The following is a 19,075-nucleotide window of genomic DNA, read 5'->3' on the forward strand; positions in this document are numbered from 1 at the left end:
TTCCTCTATGTTTATGAATACCGCTACCGGGTATAGAAAATAAAAAAGAGGTGAGTAAATGTTAGTCACGGTATCATGGATTGCTCTCAGTATTGGTTTGTTATCTTCCCTCATCATTCTTATCGACATCATCAAACATCCGCAGATGATGGGAGTGATGAATGTTGTCTGGCCGATCAACGGTTGGTTCTTCGGTCCTTTTGCCTTATGGACCTACTTCAAATGGGGCCGCTTGAAGGCAAAGAATATAGAAAAAGAGGATGACCGGGGCAAATCGGCCAAAGTGTTCGTTTCGACGAGCCACTGTTCGGCCGGATGCACGCTCGGCGATGCAGTCGGCGTACCGATCGTTGCGCTGACCGGATTGACTATCGCAGGGACGACCCTGTTTGCGCATTATACGATCGAGTTCATCCTTGCTTATATTTTCGGAATCCTGTTCCAGTTTTATGCGATTTACCCGATGCACAAGAAAAAAGGTGCCGGACATGCAATCAAATCTGCTATCAAAGCGGATTCGCTCTCCTTGATCGCTTTTGAAATCGGCATGTTCGGCTGGATGGCGATTGTCCATTTTGTCTTATTCACACAGCCGCCGCACCCGGATCAAATCACCTATTGGTTCATGATGCAAATCGCTATGATCCTCGGTTTCCTGACGAGCTATCCGGCCAACTGGCTGCTGGTAAAAAAAGGAATCAAGGAAGCGATGTGACCTTTTTTTATGAAAGTCTTTGTTTAACATCGATGATATGTTGGGAAGATACCTGTAGAAACAAATTACGAAAGGATGATGAGAGATGAAGGAACGTATATACATCAGCCCGGCTAAATATGTGCAGGGGCGTAACGCCATTCAAAATATTGGGAAACACCTGGAAGGTTTAAGCGGAACAGCGGTCGTCCTGGCAGATGAAACCGTATGGAAGATTGCGGGGCATGACGTCGTGGGTCACTTGAAAGAAGCAGGATTCGAAACGAACGAAGTCGTCTTCAACGGGGAAGCATCGACTCAGGAAATGGACCGGATCACGGATATTGCGAAGGAAGCCCAAGCTTCCATCGTCGTCGGTGTCGGCGGAGGTAAAACACTCGATACCGCTAAAGCCGTTTCCGACCAAGTAGAAGGCTTTACGGTCATCGTACCGACAACAGCTTCCACGGATGCACCGACAAGTGCTTTGTCTGTTGTTTATTCCGACGAAGGGGTGTTCGAAACGTATCGTTTCTACAAAAAGAACCCTGATCTCGTCCTGCTCGACTCAAAAATCATCGCAGCGGCACCACCGCGTTTCCTTGCTTCCGGAATCGCCGATGCGCTCGCAACGCTCGTTGAAGTACGCAGCGTCGTAAGAAACAGCGGGAATACGATGGCAGGAGGGCAGCCGACCCTTGCCGCCCAGGCGATTGCAGAAAAATGTGAAGAGGTGCTGTTCGACTATGCACTGCTCGCTTATGAGTCCAATGAGCGTCAAGTCGTTACACCGGCACTGGAACATGTCATCGAAGCGAACACACTTCTCAGCGGACTCGGATTTGAAAGCGGCGGTTTGGGTGCTGCCCACGCCATCCACAACGGATTTACCGCTCTGGACGGAGAAATCCACCATCTTACGCACGGAGAAAAAGTGGCGTTCGGTACACTCGTCCAACTGACGATGGAAGAACACCCGCAGGAAGAAATCGAAGAATACATGGCGCTGTACACAAGTCTTGGCCTTCCGATCACTTTGGAAGACATCAAGCTGAAAGACGCCTCCAGAGAGGACATCCTGAAAGTAGCCGAAGCAGCGACCATCGATGGCGAAACGATCCACCAGGCATTCACCATCACAGCAGAAGAAGTGGCGGATGCCATCATCGCAACCGATCAGTACGCCCGAAGTTTCAAGGGTATGCTTGGATTAGGGGAATAATAACAAGAGGCCGGGAAAACACTCCCCCGCCTCTTTTCTATTTCGGATAAGATCAGGAGGAAATGCCCTGCCTTTCCCTCCTGAATCCACACACATTTCTTTCATGTGCATAAAACACCTCGGGTTATGCTCCCGAAAACGCCCCCTTTTACATAGAAGCCTTTGACCGCTCCCATCTGTTTCGCTTCTATTTGCTTTCTCTTTTTATACCCTTCAGCTCTCCTCCCTATAATTTTTTTTATTAATGATCAAAAAAACATTAATTTGTATTATGGATGATGCTGACCTACAATAAAAATCGCAATAGAAAATGAATCATTTCAGGAGGAATTCAAACGATGAGTAAACATATATTAATGGTTGTCACGACAGCGGACAAAATGAATGAGGAACTGGATACAGGCCTCTGGTTGTCCGAGTTCGGAGAAGCTTATTTAGAATTCGTTAAACAAGGTTACACTATTACAGTAGCAACTCCTAAAGGCGGCAAGGCTCCTGTAGACGAACGCAGTCTGGAAGGAGGAGAGACTCCTCAGGAGATTCTCGATACAGCTGTGCATCTTGAAAACACGAAAAAACTGGAGGACTTGGATCATACAGAACAATATGATGCCATCTTCCTACCGGGGGGACATGGTACAATGTTCGACCTTCCGGATAACAAGAAGCTGCACGACATCATTCAAGATCTATATGAAGCAGATAAAGTGGTAGCTGCTGTCTGTCACGGTCCGGCAGGTTTGGTCGGTGTAAAGCGTTCGGATGGATCTCCTCTAGTGAAAGGTCATACCGTCACATCCTTCACGGATGAAGAAGAACGCGCTACGACACTTGATGCTTATATGCCTTTTCTACTGGAAACTCGTTTACGCGAACTGGGAGCAGACTTTTCAGCCAAGGAAAATTGGACAGACCATGTACAGGTTTCCGGAAAACTGATTACCGGTCAAAACCCGCAATCTACCATCAGTGTAGCGAAGAAAGTAGTAGAACAGCTGAATAAATAAACGAAAGGGGAAGGGCTTGCAAATCTAAAATCGGTCTGCAGGTCCTTCCTATATGAAAAGAGTGGGGGATCGTATGATTGTCATTCAAGCACTATTGACAGCAAAAGATGGAAAAGAAGAAGAACTGTTCCAAGAGCTAAAGAAAATGATCGGCCCTTCCCTGGAAGAGGATGGGTGTAAGGATTATATCCTTCATCGTTCTATAGATGATAAATCTGTGTTTACATTTTATGAAGCTTGGAAGGACGAGCCGGCTTTGCAAGCACATATCGCCTCACCTCACTATGAATCCTACCGTCAACGTACAGAAGACTTAATAGAAACAAGGGATGTATACAGACTGAAGAGGATATAGAATAGAGACGCATAGGAAATGATATCGAAGGAGGTGAACACGTGATTGACTTTGAGTGGTACCGGAGTTTCATCAGTATTTATAAACAAGGTTCCGTTTCGGCAGCAGCTAAAACGAGATTTCTGACACAGCCGGCTATGAGCCAGCACCTTGCCGCGCTGGAATCCGAAGTTGGAGAACCCCTTTTCCTCCGGGCTCCCAGGAAAATGATTCCTACTGATAAAGGGAAGGAAATGTACACGAAATTAGTGCCGCTGATCGAACACTTGGAGACAGCAACTCAGGAAATTCAACATTATGCAAAGACGGATTCCCGCTCCCCCCTCTTAAAAATAGGCAGTCCAGTCGAATACTTCACCGGTCGGGTTTCAGAAAAGATAAAGGGGACCGACACGCGCTTAATCACAAGCTTCGGTGTAGCCTCCACCCTTTTGGACGAGCTGATAAAGGAAGAGGTGGATCTGATCTTTACTCCTAAAAAGCAGACCGTTCCTGGTATCGAGTACAAAGAACTGGAAGTAGAAACATTTGTAATAGTCGCTCCCCCGGGTTTCAAAGAACAACATAGTTCCCTTGCGGAAATTGAAGAGTGGGTGGAGGAACAGGCCTGGTTGAGTTATGGACTGGACCTCCCTATCATTAGACGATTCTGGCGTGAGCATTTCAAGAGACGCCCAACGATCCAAGCCCGTCACATCATTCCAAACTTGTATTCTATTCTGAAAGGCGTGGAGAACGGACTCGGTTTAAGTATCCTTCCATCCTACCTGATTGAGGAATCTGTGGCCGAAGGAAAATCCACCGTCCTCTATGGTGAGCTTTCCGTTGACAACACCCTGTACGCAGCTTATCGGATGGATAAAAAAGGGGACCCTATTATTCAGTCCCTGTTGAATCAATGGTAAAGAACGTCCTTTCCTTATAGGAAGACGTTCTTTTTTGGTTAGCTATTTTCTCAATCCACCCGTATTCATCAGCACGACCCGCCACCCATCCGGGTCCTCGATTGTCACGCCTTTCTCCTCCCAATATGGATTTTCCGATGGGACTTCTTCATACCCCATCCGGGTAAGTCGATCCGCGGCCTTCCGTTGTTCCTGCTTATCTTCTATGTAGAAAACCAATAAGTTGTCCTTCGACGGAGCAGGGCACGGACTTCCTTCTTCGTGGGACGTGAACTCCAGCTGATAAGCGAGCGTCGGGAGTCCGAAGACGATGCCGTCATACCCCTGATGGCCATGAAACTCCGCCACTCGTTCCAAACCAAGACCCGTTTCATAGAACGTGATCATCTCATCCATTTGATCGGTTGGTCTTGCTATTCGTATCTGGCTTGCTTGAAAGTTGGTGAATTTCATATATCCCTCTCTCCTTCCTGTCGTTCTAGTACACAGGCTCCCATCCCCGCTGCACCTATCATGCAGTGACGTTATGCCAATGTAAGACGCACAGCTGTTGCAAATAAAAATCACTTATTTATTAATATTTCCACTTTCATTTAAGCGTCCTACGTACTCTTGTTCGTTGAGCATGGCAATATCCCTGCGCAATTTTGGTGTATCAACAAAAACAAAGACTTGATACTTAGGATTATTGCGATTTCTCATGGTATGTTCTATGTCATGCCCATTTCTAATCAAATTCATTGCGAGTGATTTTTTATAAATATTCTTCAGCCCGAATTTTCTCTCTGTCACATCACCGTTTAATGCTGCCTCCTTTGCTGTTGGTTCTTTATTCCATTCTGAAATAAATTTATTATAAGCACGCTCCATCGCTCCGGGGTTTAAATGTGTGTAAACCCACCTATCATCAATGAGCTGTATGTTTTTCTTTTTACTGCCGTTTTTCGATACGAAATATTCCGAGTCTGATGTGCGAATTCCTGCCTTCTCTATTGTTCTCACTGTCCTGTCTAAATCATAGTTCATGAAATAATCCCAAAACTTCCGAAAGCATCCTGCATAGGATTTGTCGAGGATAGTCAGTGTGTCACCATTTACATTGAAGTTGTAAGTATGTCCCGTATGTAAGGTATCTTCCATTATTTCCACCCTTTCGTTTTAAATTCCATAAGGCAATAACTCTGCATTTATTTCCTTCATCCATTCATCCGCACGCATGTTACTTTCATAATAGTTTGTAAGATTGGTAATGATAGCTTTGTAAATACTGGGTGGTATTTCTTGAAAATCTTGCTCATCAGCAAGTGTATAATAGAAGCTTTCTCCTGAAAGATCATCAAAAGCAATTCCGTTTTCTAATCTAACTGCCTTCCAACGTCCTAAGTCCCATACATGCTTTCCCATAATGGTACCTCCTTCTCTTTGGTATTTATTCCATTATAAACATACAACTTCACAATCAAATCTATCTCCAAGCTCCTCTACTGGCTCTTTGCATGGATTCTGCATAGTACTGTAAGTATAGCAGCCGGGATAAAGTATTCCGCTTTAAAGTCCCCGCTCATGAAATAATATACGCCGAAACCAACAGCCGTAAGAGCACCTATCCACCCTGTATATTCGATGAATCGATGCAACCTTATTCACCTTCCTTCGTTCCTGTAATCCCTCTCTGCCGGCATCTTATCATAGCTTGCGCCGGGTGTCTTCCCTCATTTTGCCGGTTTAGGCGCCTCCCCCGTTTTCAAAGTGAGGATAATACTCCATACGCCCGCAGCCGTACCGGCCACACCGGCGACGCCGACGGAGAACTGATCCGGAACGAAGAAGCCGATCGGGATAATGACGAGGAAAGAAAAGACAACGATCCCCTGATAAACAGCGGATGTGACTCGAGCAATCGTGCTCTGGAACAGGGCCAGAATCAACGGTGGCAGAAAAAGAACAACGATCATTCCGATCGACAACCACAAGCCCATCGGCTCTTCATAGGAGATCGTATTAGGCCCTGTCGGATTCCTCGCAGCAAGTAATGCCGCCGATACGGCAAGAAGTAAAAGAACACAGACGGGCAAGAATCGTTTCAACAAGAGAACTCCCCCTCATTCCATTTTATTCCTATCATACAAAAAGGAAGTAGTCTTGCCTAGAACAAAAAAAGAAGGCTCAGCAGATGCTGAACCTTCTCCTCTTTAAAACCCTAATAGTTGGAACACATATCCGCCGGCAACACCGATTATGACAATCAGCCAGGCCGGGACTTTCCAGACGTTCAATAAAGCGAATAAGATGGCTGCGAGCGCGAAGTCCGACCCGTCCATAATGGAGCTTGTAAGGACTGGATCATAGAACGCCGCAAGCAGGATACCGACAACGCTCGCGTTCACGCCCATCAAAACGCCCTGGAAGGAAGCGCGTCTACGCAGTTCACTCAGGAACGGCAGTGCTCCGAACAACAGCAGGAACGACGGCAGGAAGATCGCGACCGTTGCGACGACCGCTCCCGATACGCCCTGCATCATCGTCCCCAAATAGCTGGAGAAGGTGAAGAGCGGTCCCGGAACAGCCTGAGCCATTCCATACCCGGCCAGGAATTCATCCGGAGACAGGAAGCCTGTCGGAACGAGTTCTCTTTCAATCATCGGCAGGACGACATGCCCGCCGCCGAAGACGAGCGATCCGACACGGAAGAACACGTCAAAGATGTGCAGCAGCGGATGTTGAAGCGCCTGGTTCAGAACCGGCAGGAAAATGAGAGCTGCTGCCAACACAGCAAGCGAGGCGATTCCGAACTTCTTTGAAATAGCAACATGGAACGGTTCGATATTCGATTCTGCTTTCTTTTGAAACAACACATAACCAAGGGCACCTGCTCCGATGATAATAGCAATCTGCACCCAGGCGGACGGGAACAGAAGCATGATCAATGCACCGGCAAGGGCGATGGCGATCCGGCTTTTATCCGGAGTCAGCTTCCTGCCGAGGCCGATCAGTGCGTGGAGGACGACAGCTGCGGCGACGATTTTCAAACTGTGAATGAAGCCGGCATCTCCGAGGGAGAAGTTTTGATAAAGCAGTGCGAAGATAACGAGGACGAACACGGACGGCAGGGTGAATCCGAGAAAGGAGACGATCCCTCCCAATATCCCCCCGCGCAAGATTCCGATGGACATCCCGACCTGACTGCTCGCAGGTCCCGGCAGGAACTGACAGAGCGCGATCAGATCGGCGTATGTCTTATCGGTCAGCCACTTTCGGCGGTCGATGTACTCGTCCTTGAAGTAGGCAAGATGGGCGACAGGTCCGCCGAAGGACGTGAGCCCGAGTTTCGTCGACACAATCAGGATTTCCAAAAGGATCTGGAACTTACTCTTTTGCTGCATGGAATTCATAGATGTCTCCCCCAATCATTTGATCTCTTTGAACAGCTCGTACGCTTTTGCGCGGGCTTCTTCCAATACCGTGTCCCCTTGTTCGGTACTCCGGTAGTATTTTCTTATTTTGCCGTTCACATTAACGTCTTCCCGTTTTAACAGACCGTCCTTCTCCATCGTGTGCAGGATCGGATAGAGTGTACCGGCACTTATTTCATACCCGTGCTCGCGCAGCTCCTCCAGCATCCACGACCCGTAAATGGCCTCTTCCTTGGCGTGATGCAGGATGTGTATGTGAATGAATCCGAGAAACAGCTTTCTTAATACGTCCAAACTGTCTGCCTCCTTTTCTTATTATCGAATGACTATATCGAAATTCGATATTATTGTAATAGATGGGCATAAGGGATGCAAGGCAAGGGGAGAAAATTTACACAGCCTTAACAAAGGAAGCCCTGAAGAACGCTTCCTTTGTTAAGGCTGTTAGGGGAACTTTTCCGTTTGATTCCTCCGACCGCTTCCCTCGTCAGGCCAGTTTCCATGCTGGAATAAGCGAGTGGAATCGGAAGAAATAACTCATCGGGATGTGGATGGCCGTGTAGACAGCGAGTGTAAGTCCGTAAGCAAGAAGCCACTGCGGCACAGCTGCACCAAGAAAGACGTAAAGCAAAAGCATGCCTGCAGGAAACGGCACCAATACGATCAACCACATCGGACTTCCCACGGCTTCCGTCAATGCACCCAGCGTGACGACCGAAAATCCGATGATCAAAGCCTGCCAAAACGGCAGCCCGTGGCTGAGCAGGAAACCGGCAATATAGTAAGAGCACCCGGTTAATGCGATGGCTAAAGTAAAATCAAAAAAATACTTCACGGTTTTCCCAACTCTCTTTCCATTAAAAAATAGTGCCCCATTTCTTTCAGGCAATAACACCACCTTGACTTAAGAAAGATTCAACTGCCAGGAAACGCCGTGACGATCGTTGACCCAGCCGTATTTCCTGCTGAATCCATGGTTGCCAAGCTCCATCAGCGCCTGGCCGCCCTCGACGAGCGCCCGGTACAGCCGGTCGATCTCCTCCTCTGAATCACATTCCACAAATATGGAAGATGACGGGGTGAAGTGAAAGGCATGTTCAATCGGACTGTCGAAGCAGCGGAATTGCTGCCCTTTCAGAGAAAAGACGCCGGCCTTGACGCTTCCTTCCGGGGCCCCTTCATCCGATCCGAAATGGACGATGCTTTCTATTTCGGCATCTTCGAACAACAACGCATAAAAGGACATCGCTTCTTCTGCATCTCCGTTCTGAAACATTAAAAACGGGGTGACTTTATTCACTATGAACCAACTCCCTTCCGACTCTACTCCTTAAATTCCACAAACCTGGAAGAATTCCTTCTCCTATAGATACATAGTCCATATATTGGTAAACTCAGAGAAGAAGGAGGTTGGTACTATGAGTGTCCAGGAATGGATGCCGCTGATCATTTGGTTCATCTATCTGGTGATCTTCGCTGCTGTAGTAACCGGAATCTTTGTCTTTATCAAGCTGTTGAAATCAAAGAGCTCTTCTGCACATCCGGTGGAGGAAGCCGGAACAAAAAGGGGAACCGATTAACCCCCGTCTGCCTCCTGCAAGCCTTATGGAGGAAGTAAGGATAAGAAAATGGAATAAAGATAGAATTATTAAATCACAGGAGATAATCATGCCAAAAACACTTCCAGAAAACGATGCACTACTCCCGGCAGCCATTGGTCTATTCTTCACGGCCATACTGCTGTTATCCTGCCGACTCTATCTCTACGGTGCAGGAATCCTTGTACTTTTGATTCTTCTTTATACTTTTTCACGCCGGCATCGTCCGGTACTGTCCCTGTTCATTGGATTCCTGACAGGAACGGCCCTTTACCAAGCATCCAGTGACTTTCTTTTTGCTTTCTGGGACGTTACTAAGGAGTGGAAGGTCATTGGAAACCGGAGCTTCCTTCTGTTCATATTGGCCGGTTCCCTCCTGGCCATCCGCTTCTCCGGACAGAAGGCTTCGTTCTTTGCAAAAGCTCCCGACTGGAGAAAGCGGATCGTCATGCCCAACCACACGGTTCCATTGCCGCTCTTTTTGACATTCGGCCTTATCGGATCGGTGTCTATATTCCTTCCCCTGCTGTTTACCGACGGAGCTTACCCCCGTTCCCTTTTGCTTTACGGGCTGGTATTTTCCCTGTTAAACGCATCTCTGGAGGAGTTTCTCTGGCGGGGCGTTCTGCTTGATTATCTTCAAAAGAATCTCTCGACAGTTCATGCCGTGATCATCACAAGTATCGGCTTCGGGCTGCTTCACGTCTCTATCGGCATCCCGCTCGTCTTCAGCCTGCTGTTTTCCTTCGGCGGCCTCTTTTATGCCTGGGTCGTTCTGAAAACGGACAGCATCTACCCCGCCGTCTTTTTTCACTTTCTCATTAATATGGGGATGGTCCTCAACGGATGGATCTTTTAATAGAAAAAAAGCCGGGAACTCTATAGGAGCTCCCCGCTTTTCCTTATTCTGCAGTCGTTGCTTTCAGTGCTTTGATCGTACCTGTATGTACCCCTTCATGGTACAACGTGAAGTTCAGGATCTCTCCGACCGTCGGAAGGCCCAGGAAGGCTTTCGCCGCTTCGTCTTCCAACTGTCCGGCTAAGGCTTGTTCCAGTTTCTTCGGCTGTTCCTCCAATGCCTGCTTCAATTCTGTAAGCGTCGGAACGTCGCCCTGCCAGTCTGCCGGTTTCGTTCCCGGTGCGAACAGCTCCAAATAACGGGATGGTGTTTCCACCGGCTTGCCTCCGAATCGTTCTACGAGAGAATTTTGGACGACAAGGATGTGTCCGAGGTTCCAGCGGATCGTGTTGCTGAATCCTCCCGGCTGTTTGTCTGCCTGCTCTTCCGTAACGCCGTCCATTTCCTTCAGCGTCGCCTGCCTGACCATATTAATCTGTGTGAAAATCTGTTTTTCGTTCATATGAATCCACTCCCTTCTTTTCTCTTATTCTAGCTTGCCCGATTCCCTGCCTCAAACCATCCGTCTCGTGTTTCCCATTTTTAAGAAAAAAGACCCGCTATCAAATACGGATCGGGTCCATGTGGAGAACGGTCTGCAGAACCTCTGTCATTTCCTCAAGCGCCTCTCTCGCTCGATCGACCCTGCCGATCATATTAATAAAGCTGTGCACGAGGTCATCATAATGAAGGTGACGCACCACACCTCCCGCTTCTTTCAGACGCTCCGCATAGGAAAAACCTTCATCCCGGAGCGGATCGTAAGCTGCCGTTACGAGTAAAAGCGGTGGAAGACCGGTCACATCCAACGCCCGAAGCGGGGAGACGAAGACCTCCCCGCCGTCTTCCTCCTCTTTCAAATAATGTCCGAAAAACCATTCCATTTTTTCCTTCGTCAAATTGTACGCATAACCGGCTTGGTAAGAAGAGGTGTCGAACCGGTAGTCGAGGACGGGAGTGATCAGAAATTGGTAAGTGATTTCTATATCCGCTCTGTCTTTAAAGTAAAGGGAAACAGCGGCTGCGAGGTTTCCACCGGAGCTTTCACCTCCTACGGCAATTCTTTCCGGATCGACATGCCATCGCGATGCCTCCGCCGTCATCCATTCTACGCCGTCCACGGCATCATGGAAGGCCGCAGGATAGGGATGCTCTGGAGCGAGACGGTAACCGACCGAAACAACCACCACCTGAGCCCGGCTGGAAAGATAACGGCACACATTGTCCGCGCTGTCGATATCCCCGAACACCCAGCCTCCTCCATGGAAATATACAAGGGCGGGGTGGGGACCTTCGTTCTCGGGTGTATAAATTCGGACAGGGATCTCGTTCCCGGATCGGTTTACAAACGACGTTTCTTCCACCGATGCACCGACCACCGGAAGTGCGGTAAAAAACTCACGAGCAACTTGGTAGTACTCTCTGGACTCCCCCGGACTCAGGCGATCAAGGGACGGATGTTCCAGTTCTTTCATCCGTGCCCCGATGCTATTCAACAGGTCCAACACCTGCGGATCGACTGGTTTCATGATAGAATCCCCCCTGCCTTGGATGTCATCCTCTGCATCGGTTCCACGACGACTTGATGATCGGCCAACGACTTTTCAAACGCCGCTTTCTCCCCTTGAATCAGCGTCGCTTCCTTCCCTGGAAGGTCGATATGTCCAAGCACCTCGCCGCCGATCTGCTTCAGAATCGGCAGGATGATCCGGTTTCTTCGGTCCGGCTCCCCGATGATTCGATGCGCATCATACGTGTCGAAAAGAAAGTAAATCATCGCTCTGATCAGGCCGAGACCGTCTGCTTTGTTCAACAGCGGCCGGGGCCCGATCAGCAGATGCATTCCCAAGTCCTTTTCCTGATGATCATAATACTCACGGATCGGATCTTTCCTGATATCATAAGCAATGACATACGTGACCGGCTCCCCGTTGCAGGTGCCGATGTAGCAATCCTTATGTTCTGCTTTCAGGGAATTCTCTACCCATTCCGTCAATTTCTCTTTCGAAACGTCGAGCTTCCAGAACGGTGCAATATGCTTTTGATGCATCCATGTATGTAAAAGGTCTGCGTCCCCGATTTCAAGCGGTCGGAACGCAAAACGGCGGCTCTTATCTTCTTCTACTATCCTGAATTCTGTCTTCATACTTATCCCCCTATCAATTGATAACAATTATCATTATCATTTACATCAAATTATAGAAGAGATGAGGAAAAAAGACAACGGGAAAAAAGCTCGACCCAGATGGATCGAGCTTCCCTTTCATCCCACTATATCTTTAATCGTATTCCAATTCTGCACCAGTGCCAGGGCGGAGAAAAGGACATAAAAGCCGCTGAAGAACAGCACCTTCCTGAGCGGCTCTCCTTTTCGTACGTCAGCTCCGACGAAGAAAAGGGTCGTAAGAATGGTGGTAAAGAATATCCAGTACTGGCTCTGCTGCCGGTTCACCAGATCGAGGAGGTAATCCACTTTCCACTCCTGTTCGTCGTTCGGCATAAAGGTAAGCTGCTCTTCCTCTACCCCGATCGAATTATTTTTCTGCAGAAGGACCTCTGCCTCGTTTTTCTCCACGATTTCATACCCTTGCGGGGCATAGTGGAAGGTATAGGCGAAGATATACGATATACCAAGAGCAACCAGAAGAAGTACAGCCCGCATCAGGATCCGCCTGACTTTCCCTGCTGTTTCTTCCTTCATCCTGCTCCCCCCCTATTCAAACAGTCCAGTTAGTAGGATACGTAGATACAGAGCCCTTATTGGTAATACGCATGAACCAAGTCATCCATGACGACGTTGGTACGAAGGGCCGTCTTTCCTGTACTCGGACAGCTCCCTTCCCCAAGCAGTTCCGCTGTGATCGAACGGATGTGGGGTTCCTGAATATGCTTCGGATGCTCGATGGAAAAGGACTCTTCTCCGGATTCGGTCAAAAGGACGACCGGTTCCTCATCGAACGTGGAGAAACGGATTTCTCCCTCTGTACCGACAATGCGGTTCTCATCTTTATTTGTATAAGAAGAGAAGTTCCATATGCCCGTACCGAACGCACCGGACGGGAAGGAGAAGGCTGCATTCACCGTGTCCTCCGCCGGATAGGAATCAGCGAGATTATCCGCCGCTCCTTTCACCTTTGTCAAAGGTCCAAGCAGATAGTCGAAGAGATCGAGCGTATGGGAGCCGACATCATAGAACAGGCCCGCCCCGCTTTCTTCCGGCAGAACACGCCAAGGCCATGCTCCGTTTTCGTCTTTCTTCATCAGGCGCTGCGTCTGCTGGATCGATGCGAAGCGGACGTCTCCGATCGCCCCGGATTCGATCAACTCCTTCACTTTCAAGAACCGCGGCAGCGACCTCCGGTAGTAAGCGACAAAAAGCGGGACATCATGCTTCTCACAAGCGGCTACCATTTCTTCACATTCCTTGGTATCCATCGCCATCGGCTTCTCTACATACACAGGTTTACCCGCTTCTGCTGCCATGATGGTATAGGCTTTATGGGAGGAGGGCGGGGTCGCGATATAGACCGCATTCACTTCCGGGTCGTGAATCAAATCCTCTGCTTTGTCGTACCATTTCGGCACGCCGTGGCGCTCTGCATAGTCCTTCGCCTTCGAACCGTTTCGTCTCATCACCGCGACAAGAGAGCTGTTCTCCACCCGCTGAAACGCGGGACCGCTTTTCACTTCCGTCACATCGCCGCAACCGATGATCCCCCACCGGACTACATCCTTTATGTACGCACGTTTTTTATCAGACATCTTTGTCACCTTCCTATACTGGAATCTACCCTCTACCAATTATTTCAAATCCGGAAGTTTTCTACAACTCTCTCCGCTTTTTTCACAAGATTTCAGGAATAATAGATACATATAGGAAAGAAGCGTGCCTGCCTTTCTTTAATCCAACCGCTTCTTCATCAAATCCGCAATGGCGAGCTCGTTTTCCCGGCCGGACTGTTCAAGCTTTCGTACGACCCGCTCCCGGCAATCTTTCGAATGATTCTGGCTCAGTTTGGCTTTTCCTTCGATTCTATCTATCAGGATTCGAAAAGGGACAATGCCTTTCCTCATACCTTTGACAAATGCCGGATCTAATTCATTTAAACCGTAGCCGCTACCCGGTGCTTCGTAGGTAGTGACTAAATCATGAAGCGAGGCGAGTATCTGCTTCTCATCTTCTACTATTTCAAGCCTTCCGTAGACGTGAACGGCAACGTAATTCCAGGTCGGAACCGCTCGATTCGTTTCGTACCAGTCGGAAGATATGTAACAGTGAGGCCCTTGGAATACAGCCATCACCTGCTTTCCCTCCGCCTCTTTCCACTGGTCGTTCGGGAGGGCGAAATGGCCGTACAGTGCTTCTTCTTCTCTATTAATCTGCAGTGGAAGATGAGTAGCACACACTTCCCTTTCCCCCATAGAAACGAGGAGGGCGAACCCGTTATTTTCGATGACCTCAAGAGCAGCGGACTGTTCCATCTGGAAATGCTTCGGTATGTACATCATGTCTCCTCCTTCAGCGTCTTTGCCATAAGATAATCCGTCTGCTCATCCTCTCCCATGTAAAAGGAATGCTCCCCGATTCTTCTAAAGCCCAGCCGCTCATAAAAGACGAGTGCCGGTTCGTTCTTTTCCCAGACTCCGAGCCACACCTCGGACTTGTCCCATCTGCCTGCCAGATCAAGCGCATAAGTAAGCAGGCGGCGGCCAAGCCCCTGTCTGTGAAACGCCTTCCTTATGTATATCCGCTCGATTTCAAGCGCATCCTCCCCCATCGGCTCACTCTGGGAATCTCCGATGTTCACTTTCAAGTAACCAGCGAGTACGCCATCCACGAACATACAATAAAAGAAGGAATCATCCTCTGCCAGTTCCGCTTCCATCCGCTCGATCGTGTACGCCTGAGCCAAATAATCGTTCATGTTCTTCTCCGTATTCTGTGCGGCGAAGGTGTCGTAGAATGTTTCCTTTCCGATAGAAAGCAGAGTGTGCGCCTGCTCTTGTCCGCAAGCTTTGATATGAATGTCCATCGCTTTCTCCTCCTTTAATAATTCCGTTTGTTCCCTTTCTTTACGAACTCCCAATCCTGTTCGATGTTCTGCCTCATCCGCTCGACCAAGTCAAAAGCAGCTGCCTTCTCCTCTTCGGTGAAGCCGCGGAAGGCAACGTGCTCCGAGTAGTCGTTTTCCCGTTTGATATGGGGATAGACAGCCTGCCCCTTCTTCGTCGGATACAGCCGTTTGATTTTTTTGTTTTCATCATCGGGCTTTTTCTCGATAAAGCCGTTCCCTTCGAGTTTCTTAATCGCACGCGCCGCAGTCGTGCGGTCGACTTTGATCATCTCCGCCACCTTTTCCTGGATGATCCCGGGGTGCTCCACGATGCGGACCAGATATAAATACTGCCCTTTCGTAAGGTCATACTCCTTGAATTCTATGTTGCTGATCGAGTCAAGTGCCCTTGCGATCATACCTATTTCTCTCAATATCGCTTTCATCATCTGCTCCTTTTCTTTCGTTGCAAATACAGCCTGTTTAAGATATGCTCAGTATAACGACTTAATGTTGCATTTGCAACAAAAAGGAGGATATACATGACCTACCTGCTGTATGTCACCGGGATCGTCATCCTGGCACTGGGTATTTCGCTTACCATCCTTTCCGGACTAGGCGCCTCCCCGTTCGACGCGCTGCTCGTCGGACTTTCCGAAAGCATCGGACTCACCGTCGGAAGCTGGGAAATCATCATCGCCTTCATTCTGATCGGATGCAACGCACTCCTCGTCAAGCAGCGGCCGGAGCTCTTCGGGCTTCTTACCGCAATGATTACCGGCATAAGCATCGATACTTGGCTGTTTCTACTGGATGACTTCCTGTTGCCCATTGCCTGGTACAGCCAGGCTACCTGCTTCCTGTTCGGTTTAACGGGGATCGGCTTAGGTACAGCTCTTTACCTGCAGTCGAATTTTGCAGCGATACCGATTGACCGGCTCACATTAATTTTGAAGGAATGGCTGCGTTCCAGCATTACACTTGCCCGGTCGTTCCTCTATCTCTTGTTCCTGATTCTCGCCTATCTTTTCAACGGTCCGATCGGAATCGGCACGCTGTTGACGGTCATTCTGGGAGGCGTCGTGCTTCACTACTTCATAAACCGGGTAGAGCGCATGACGCGTCGTCCAGCCGGCAGTTCCTGAGGAAAGAAGGCTTTAGACAGCTTCCCAAGGAGGAAGCAACCCCCCTCAGACGTCCGGTTTTGACGTTAGATATAGGAACGGAATGGTTGAGAAAAACTGGGTGAATGGCAGTTGGACATATAGCGGCTATTCAAATAAAGGGAAACAATAGCTGAGGGGAAAACTTTTTATGTTAAAGAAACTAACGATCAGTTATATAGCCATTTTCCTTCTAAAGATGGCCGGATGCTCCGTAGCTGAAAGCGAAAAGAACAATCAGGAAGCCTATTATAAACTTCAGCACGAAAAAAGGATGACCGGATACGCTCCCGATCATCCTTTTTTCTGTAGAAATTCCAGCACCTCTTCCTGAAGCAGCATCTGGAACTGCCCGCGGTCAAATCCTTCCGGGTCTTGGGAAGGCGGGAAATCGGGGTGCTTGATGACATCCGGAAACGGGCTCAAAAAAGAAAAATGCCCGGCTTGTTCGATGACTTGATGCTCGACCCGTTCTGGGTGCGGCACTCCCTGAAGCAGGATATCGGCATGGAACGAAGGCGTGATATCATCCTTTTCGCCTGTCATCACGAGAATCGGAACGTCCACACGATCAAGAGCACCGGCGGACCGGAACCAGCCTAAGGCAGGTGCGAGGAGAATCATTCTCCTGATCCTCCGCTCGACCTCTACTGCGATCGTTTCCGGATTCCCGTCGTCCGTCTCCCATGGCAGCGTGGCCGGGACGCCTCCCGCTGCGGCGACGGCGGTGTATCCACCCATCGAATGTCCAATGATGGATATGTCTCCGGCATCCACATACTCCCGGAGCTGATCGTCCGTAAGCAGCCGATCGATCGTCTGTGTGATATGCATAGGCCGGCTTATCAGATTTTCCCGTGTGTTCTCCAGCCGATTGTCGTCTTTATTATTAAAGGGGTGCACCGGCATCGCCACGAAAAAGCCGTGACGTGCGAGATAACGGCCAAGCGTCCGATATACGAGCGGGGTGCCTCCTGTCCCGTGAGAGAGGACGACTAGAGGAGAACTTCCCTTACGCGGATCGGCCCCTTTTGCAATAGACATCTGGTATGGGCCGAGGTGCTCTTCTTTTTCCTCTGTTTCTGTAGGATAGAAAAGGTAAAGGGGGTAAGAAACGCCCAGGTGGTCCTCCTCCACCTCTATCTTCTGAAAGCCCGCATTTGCTTGTGTCTTTTGTTCCAATTCCCATACCTCCATGTTTATACAGGCTGTTTGTTAATGACGATTGAAAGCTTATAGTTCGCCTGTTTATTTAAATCCACGAGAAACGCATCCAGTTCTTCATAGGACGGAAAGCGGCATTCGAGAATGTAGCATCCGTCTCCGCTGATTTTATAATGATTCGAAACATACTCCTTGTTTGCGTCAACGAACTCTAAATACGGCCGGTGATGAATGCTTTCGGTGATGATTGTAAGGAAGGCATGAATCGTCCAGCCCACCTTCTGCTGGTTGAGGGTAATCGTATAGCCTTCGATGATGCCCTGATCCTCCAGCTTGGCGACCCGGGAAGCGGCGGCCTGACCGGTCAAATGGACCTTATCTCCAAGCTCCTTCATCTTGATTCTGCTGTTCTTCGTCAATTCTTTGATGATCTGCCAGTCTGTTTGGTCGAGCATCCAGCTACCATCCTTTCATAAATCAAGTAAAAACAGAGAAAGACTTGATTCTGTCTATGTATCCCCTTTTTTCTTAAGTATAGAATAGACCTGAGCCTAAAATAAAGGAGATGTTCTCATGAATATACAACTGATCCGCAACGCCACCCTTCTTGTCACCTATGCAGGGAAGAAGGTCCTCATCGATCCGATGCTCGCAGAAAAAGGAGCTTATCCCCCGTTTCCAGATTCGCCGAGACAAGAGGAACAGAATCCATTGGTGGATCTGCCGTTACCCGTGGAGATGATCCTTCAAGATGTCGACGCAGTCCTCCTCACCCATCTGCACCTCGACCACTTCGATGACGCAGCGAAGGACGCTTTGCCGAAAGACATGAAACTGTTTGTCCAGAACGATGCGGATGCAGAAACTGTGAAAGAATCCGGATTCCGTCATGTGGAAGTCCTGACAGCCCATACCGAATGGCAGGGAATCGGACTCGCCAAAACAAAAGGAGAACACGGGAGAGGGGACATCCTGACGCTCACCGGGGAAGTCTGCGGTGTCGTTTTCCGCCACCCGTCAGAAGAAACCCTGTATGTCGCAGGAGACACGGTCTGGTATGAAGGTGTGCAGGAGGAAATCGACCGGCACGCACCGGGCATCATCGTCGTCAACGGCGGCGACAACCAGTTCAACCAAGGCGGTTCTCTCGTCATGTCAAAAGAAGATATTCTTGAGGTGCACCGCGCTGCACCACATGCCACGATCCTGTCTGTTCATATGGAAGCGGTCAACCATTGGATGTTGTCGAGGGAGGAGCTGGCGCATTTCGCAGAGGAACGCGGATTTCATTCCCACCTTCTTGTACCGAAAGACGGAGAAAAGTACGACTTTTAAAAAAGGGAAGCCGTGGCAGGCTTCCCTTTTTTCATATAGAAGAAATTACGTAATATTCGGGTCCGTCACAGCCTGGCCAATATTGGCAGGTGCGACCGGCGCTTCGTCACTTTCACTGTCTGATACCGAGATCGGAGAGATATACAAGGAATCTCCGAAATTAACCACTCCGCCACACAAACTTCCAATTTCGATGTTGCCATAAATGATGCACGGCATATTGTTTCCCACCTTTACCTCATGCTTCTATCATCTTATGGAGCTTAT

At 49.0% G+C, this 19,075-nt stretch carries 28 protein-coding genes; 9 read left to right on the plus strand and 19 right to left on the minus strand.

Annotation, left to right across the window (positions count from 1 at the left end; translation table 11 throughout):
• Window positions 1-58: 58 nt before the first annotated feature.
• From M662_RS15745 to M662_RS15765, 5 genes are all read left to right on the plus strand, one after another.
• Complete coding sequence (locus M662_RS15745; protein ID WP_008633318.1) at window positions 59-715, plus strand: DUF4396 domain-containing protein; 657 nt, start codon at window positions 59-61, stop codon at window positions 713-715.
• Between the two features lie 85 nt (window positions 716-800).
• Window positions 801-1,916 carry a glycerol dehydrogenase gene (locus M662_RS15750; RefSeq protein WP_026578079.1) on the plus strand — a complete coding sequence of 372 codons (1,116 nt, stop codon included), beginning with the start codon at window positions 801-803 and terminating at the stop codon, window positions 1,914-1,916.
• Between the two features lie 338 nt (window positions 1,917-2,254).
• The gene (locus M662_RS15755) at window positions 2,255-2,923 is read left to right on the plus strand and encodes a type 1 glutamine amidotransferase domain-containing protein (protein ID WP_026578078.1); all 669 of its coding nucleotides are present in this window, start codon (window positions 2,255-2,257) and stop codon (window positions 2,921-2,923) included.
• A gap of 73 nt (window positions 2,924-2,996) precedes the next feature.
• Window positions 2,997-3,278: a putative quinol monooxygenase gene (locus tag M662_RS15760; protein ID WP_026578077.1), complete on the plus strand. Its 282-nt coding sequence runs from the start codon at window positions 2,997-2,999 to the stop codon at window positions 3,276-3,278.
• Between the two features lie 41 nt (window positions 3,279-3,319).
• Window positions 3,320-4,183, plus strand: a complete 864-nt coding sequence (locus M662_RS15765; RefSeq protein WP_026578076.1) for a LysR family transcriptional regulator — start codon at window positions 3,320-3,322, stop codon at window positions 4,181-4,183.
• A gap of 42 nt (window positions 4,184-4,225) precedes the next feature.
• Here M662_RS15765 and M662_RS15770 read toward each other — a convergent pair whose 3' ends face one another.
• The 8 genes from M662_RS15770 to M662_RS15805 all read right to left on the minus strand — a co-directional run bounded on the left by M662_RS15770 (window position 4,226) and on the right by M662_RS15805 (window position 8,896).
• Window positions 4,226-4,636, minus strand: a complete 411-nt coding sequence (locus M662_RS15770; protein ID WP_026578075.1) for a VOC family protein — start codon at window positions 4,634-4,636, stop codon at window positions 4,226-4,228.
• 114 nt (window positions 4,637-4,750) lie between these two features.
• Window positions 4,751-5,323 carry a hypothetical protein gene (locus M662_RS15775; protein ID WP_008633325.1) on the minus strand — a complete coding sequence of 191 codons (573 nt, stop codon included), beginning with the start codon at window positions 5,321-5,323 and terminating at the stop codon, window positions 4,751-4,753.
• An 18-nt stretch (window positions 5,324-5,341) separates the two neighbouring features.
• A complete protein-coding gene (locus tag M662_RS15780; protein WP_008633327.1) occupies window positions 5,342-5,587 on the minus strand; it encodes a hypothetical protein in 246 nt (81 codons plus the stop codon).
• A gap of 308 nt (window positions 5,588-5,895) precedes the next feature.
• The gene (locus M662_RS15785) at window positions 5,896-6,270 is read right to left on the minus strand and encodes a hypothetical protein (protein WP_236096521.1); all 375 of its coding nucleotides are present in this window, start codon (window positions 6,268-6,270) and stop codon (window positions 5,896-5,898) included.
• Between the two features lie 105 nt (window positions 6,271-6,375).
• Window positions 6,376-7,575 (minus strand): chromate efflux transporter, encoded by a 1,200-nt coding sequence (gene chrA, locus M662_RS15790; protein WP_008633329.1) that lies wholly within the window; start codon window positions 7,573-7,575, stop codon window positions 6,376-6,378.
• 15 nt (window positions 7,576-7,590) lie between these two features.
• Entirely contained in the window at window positions 7,591-7,890 is a 300-nt protein-coding gene (locus M662_RS15795) for a PadR family transcriptional regulator (RefSeq protein ID WP_008633330.1), read from the minus strand.
• Between the two features lie 193 nt (window positions 7,891-8,083).
• Window positions 8,084-8,431 (minus strand): hypothetical protein, encoded by a 348-nt coding sequence (locus M662_RS15800; protein WP_026578073.1) that lies wholly within the window; start codon window positions 8,429-8,431, stop codon window positions 8,084-8,086.
• A gap of 69 nt (window positions 8,432-8,500) precedes the next feature.
• Window positions 8,501-8,896, minus strand: a complete 396-nt coding sequence (locus M662_RS15805) for a VOC family protein (protein WP_026578072.1) — start codon at window positions 8,894-8,896, stop codon at window positions 8,501-8,503.
• A 118-nt stretch (window positions 8,897-9,014) separates the two neighbouring features.
• Here M662_RS15805 and M662_RS15810 point away from each other — a divergent pair, with 118 nt between their 5' ends.
• Window positions 9,015-9,176 carry a hypothetical protein gene (locus tag M662_RS15810; protein ID WP_162129306.1) on the plus strand — a complete coding sequence of 54 codons (162 nt, stop codon included), beginning with the start codon at window positions 9,015-9,017 and terminating at the stop codon, window positions 9,174-9,176.
• Window positions 9,177-9,264: 88 nt separating this feature from the next.
• On the plus strand, window positions 9,265-10,053 hold the full coding sequence (locus M662_RS15815; RefSeq protein WP_026578071.1) for a CPBP family intramembrane glutamic endopeptidase: 789 nt from the start codon (window positions 9,265-9,267) through the stop codon (window positions 10,051-10,053).
• Window positions 10,054-10,096: 43 nt separating this feature from the next.
• Here M662_RS15815 and M662_RS15820 read toward each other — a convergent pair whose 3' ends face one another.
• The 8 genes from M662_RS15820 to M662_RS15855 form a co-directional block, all read right to left on the minus strand.
• Entirely contained in the window at window positions 10,097-10,555 is a 459-nt protein-coding gene (locus tag M662_RS15820) for a DinB family protein (RefSeq protein ID WP_008633335.1), read from the minus strand.
• A 100-nt stretch (window positions 10,556-10,655) separates the two neighbouring features.
• Window positions 10,656-11,621 (minus strand): alpha/beta hydrolase, encoded by a 966-nt coding sequence (locus M662_RS15825; RefSeq protein WP_026578070.1) that lies wholly within the window; start codon window positions 11,619-11,621, stop codon window positions 10,656-10,658.
• Window positions 11,618-12,238 (minus strand): GNAT family N-acetyltransferase, encoded by a 621-nt coding sequence (locus M662_RS15830; protein WP_008633340.1) that lies wholly within the window; start codon window positions 12,236-12,238, stop codon window positions 11,618-11,620. The genes M662_RS15825 and M662_RS15830 overlap by 4 nt, the downstream gene beginning before the upstream one ends.
• 117 nt (window positions 12,239-12,355) lie before the next feature.
• Window positions 12,356-12,793 carry a hypothetical protein gene (locus M662_RS15835; protein WP_026578069.1) on the minus strand — a complete coding sequence of 146 codons (438 nt, stop codon included), beginning with the start codon at window positions 12,791-12,793 and terminating at the stop codon, window positions 12,356-12,358.
• Window positions 12,794-12,849: 56 nt separating this feature from the next.
• Window positions 12,850-13,854, minus strand: a complete 1,005-nt coding sequence (locus M662_RS15840) for a Gfo/Idh/MocA family protein (protein WP_008633345.1) — start codon at window positions 13,852-13,854, stop codon at window positions 12,850-12,852.
• 138 nt (window positions 13,855-13,992) lie between these two features.
• Window positions 13,993-14,598: an FMN-binding negative transcriptional regulator gene (locus tag M662_RS15845; protein ID WP_026578068.1), complete on the minus strand. Its 606-nt coding sequence runs from the start codon at window positions 14,596-14,598 to the stop codon at window positions 13,993-13,995.
• Window positions 14,598-15,125: a GNAT family N-acetyltransferase gene (locus tag M662_RS15850; RefSeq protein ID WP_026578067.1), complete on the minus strand. Its 528-nt coding sequence runs from the start codon at window positions 15,123-15,125 to the stop codon at window positions 14,598-14,600. The genes M662_RS15845 and M662_RS15850 overlap by 1 nt, the downstream gene beginning before the upstream one ends.
• Window positions 15,126-15,139: 14 nt before the next feature.
• Complete coding sequence (locus M662_RS15855) at window positions 15,140-15,592, minus strand: MarR family transcriptional regulator (RefSeq protein ID WP_026578066.1); 453 nt, start codon at window positions 15,590-15,592, stop codon at window positions 15,140-15,142.
• Window positions 15,593-15,688: 96 nt separating this feature from the next.
• On the opposite strand from M662_RS15855, the gene M662_RS15860 reads away from it, so the two are divergent.
• Window positions 15,689-16,291: a YczE/YyaS/YitT family protein gene (locus M662_RS15860; protein WP_026578065.1), complete on the plus strand. Its 603-nt coding sequence runs from the start codon at window positions 15,689-15,691 to the stop codon at window positions 16,289-16,291.
• A gap of 312 nt (window positions 16,292-16,603) precedes the next feature.
• Here M662_RS15860 and M662_RS15865 read toward each other — a convergent pair whose 3' ends face one another.
• Window positions 16,604-17,491 carry an alpha/beta hydrolase family protein gene (locus M662_RS15865; RefSeq protein WP_026578064.1) on the minus strand — a complete coding sequence of 296 codons (888 nt, stop codon included), beginning with the start codon at window positions 17,489-17,491 and terminating at the stop codon, window positions 16,604-16,606.
• 17 nt (window positions 17,492-17,508) lie between these two features.
• Window positions 17,509-17,928, minus strand: a complete 420-nt coding sequence (locus M662_RS15870) for an Lrp/AsnC family transcriptional regulator (protein ID WP_026578063.1) — start codon at window positions 17,926-17,928, stop codon at window positions 17,509-17,511.
• Between the two features lie 118 nt (window positions 17,929-18,046).
• Here M662_RS15870 and M662_RS15875 point away from each other — a divergent pair, with 118 nt between their 5' ends.
• On the plus strand, window positions 18,047-18,808 hold the full coding sequence (locus M662_RS15875) for an MBL fold metallo-hydrolase (protein WP_026578062.1): 762 nt from the start codon (window positions 18,047-18,049) through the stop codon (window positions 18,806-18,808).
• A gap of 45 nt (window positions 18,809-18,853) precedes the next feature.
• Here the strand turns inward: M662_RS15875 and M662_RS15880 are convergent, their stop codons facing one another.
• On the minus strand, window positions 18,854-19,027 hold the full coding sequence (locus M662_RS15880; RefSeq protein WP_008633359.1) for a spore germination protein: 174 nt from the start codon (window positions 19,025-19,027) through the stop codon (window positions 18,854-18,856).
• Between the last annotated feature and the right edge of the window lie 48 nt (window positions 19,028-19,075).

Source organism: Bacillus sp. SB49, from assembly GCF_000469135.2.
GTDB lineage: Bacteria > Bacillota > Bacilli > Bacillales > Halobacillaceae > Halobacillus.

Coding starts and splice junctions, on each gene's coding strand:
- M662_RS15750 (WP_026578079.1), top strand. CDS start 801: ATGAAGGAACGTATATACATCAGCCCGGCTAAATATGTGCAGGGGCGT.
- M662_RS15820 (WP_008633335.1), bottom strand. CDS start 10,555: ATGAACGAAAAACAGATTTTCACACAGATTAATATGGTCAGGCAGGCG.
- M662_RS15875 (WP_026578062.1), top strand. CDS start 18,047: ATGAATATACAACTGATCCGCAACGCCACCCTTCTTGTCACCTATGCA.
- M662_RS15810 (WP_162129306.1), top strand. CDS start 9,015: ATGAGTGTCCAGGAATGGATGCCGCTGATCATTTGGTTCATCTATCTG.
- M662_RS15870 (WP_026578063.1), bottom strand. CDS start 17,928: ATGCTCGACCAAACAGACTGGCAGATCATCAAAGAATTGACGAAGAAC.
- M662_RS15855 (WP_026578066.1), bottom strand. CDS start 15,592: ATGAAAGCGATATTGAGAGAAATAGGTATGATCGCAAGGGCACTTGAC.
- M662_RS15880 (WP_008633359.1), bottom strand. CDS start 19,027: ATGCCGTGCATCATTTATGGCAACATCGAAATTGGAAGTTTGTGTGGC.
- M662_RS15755 (WP_026578078.1), top strand. CDS start 2,255: ATGAGTAAACATATATTAATGGTTGTCACGACAGCGGACAAAATGAAT.
- chrA (WP_008633329.1), bottom strand. CDS start 7,575: ATGAATTCCATGCAGCAAAAGAGTAAGTTCCAGATCCTTTTGGAAATC.
- M662_RS15860 (WP_026578065.1), top strand. CDS start 15,689: ATGACCTACCTGCTGTATGTCACCGGGATCGTCATCCTGGCACTGGGT.
- M662_RS15830 (WP_008633340.1), bottom strand. CDS start 12,238: ATGAAGACAGAATTCAGGATAGTAGAAGAAGATAAGAGCCGCCGTTTT.
- M662_RS15775 (WP_008633325.1), bottom strand. CDS start 5,323: ATGGAAGATACCTTACATACGGGACATACTTACAACTTCAATGTAAAT.
- M662_RS15850 (WP_026578067.1), bottom strand. CDS start 15,125: ATGGACATTCATATCAAAGCTTGCGGACAAGAGCAGGCGCACACTCTG.
- M662_RS15835 (WP_026578069.1), bottom strand. CDS start 12,793: ATGAAGGAAGAAACAGCAGGGAAAGTCAGGCGGATCCTGATGCGGGCT.
- M662_RS15840 (WP_008633345.1), bottom strand. CDS start 13,854: ATGTCTGATAAAAAACGTGCGTACATAAAGGATGTAGTCCGGTGGGGG.
- M662_RS15845 (WP_026578068.1), bottom strand. CDS start 14,598: ATGTACATACCGAAGCATTTCCAGATGGAACAGTCCGCTGCTCTTGAG.
- M662_RS15745 (WP_008633318.1), top strand. CDS start 59: ATGTTAGTCACGGTATCATGGATTGCTCTCAGTATTGGTTTGTTATCT.
- M662_RS15780 (WP_008633327.1), bottom strand. CDS start 5,587: ATGGGAAAGCATGTATGGGACTTAGGACGTTGGAAGGCAGTTAGATTA.
- M662_RS15760 (WP_026578077.1), top strand. CDS start 2,997: ATGATTGTCATTCAAGCACTATTGACAGCAAAAGATGGAAAAGAAGAA.
- M662_RS15770 (WP_026578075.1), bottom strand. CDS start 4,636: ATGAAATTCACCAACTTTCAAGCAAGCCAGATACGAATAGCAAGACCA.
- M662_RS15815 (WP_026578071.1), top strand. CDS start 9,265: ATGCCAAAAACACTTCCAGAAAACGATGCACTACTCCCGGCAGCCATT.
- M662_RS15825 (WP_026578070.1), bottom strand. CDS start 11,621: ATGAAACCAGTCGATCCGCAGGTGTTGGACCTGTTGAATAGCATCGGG.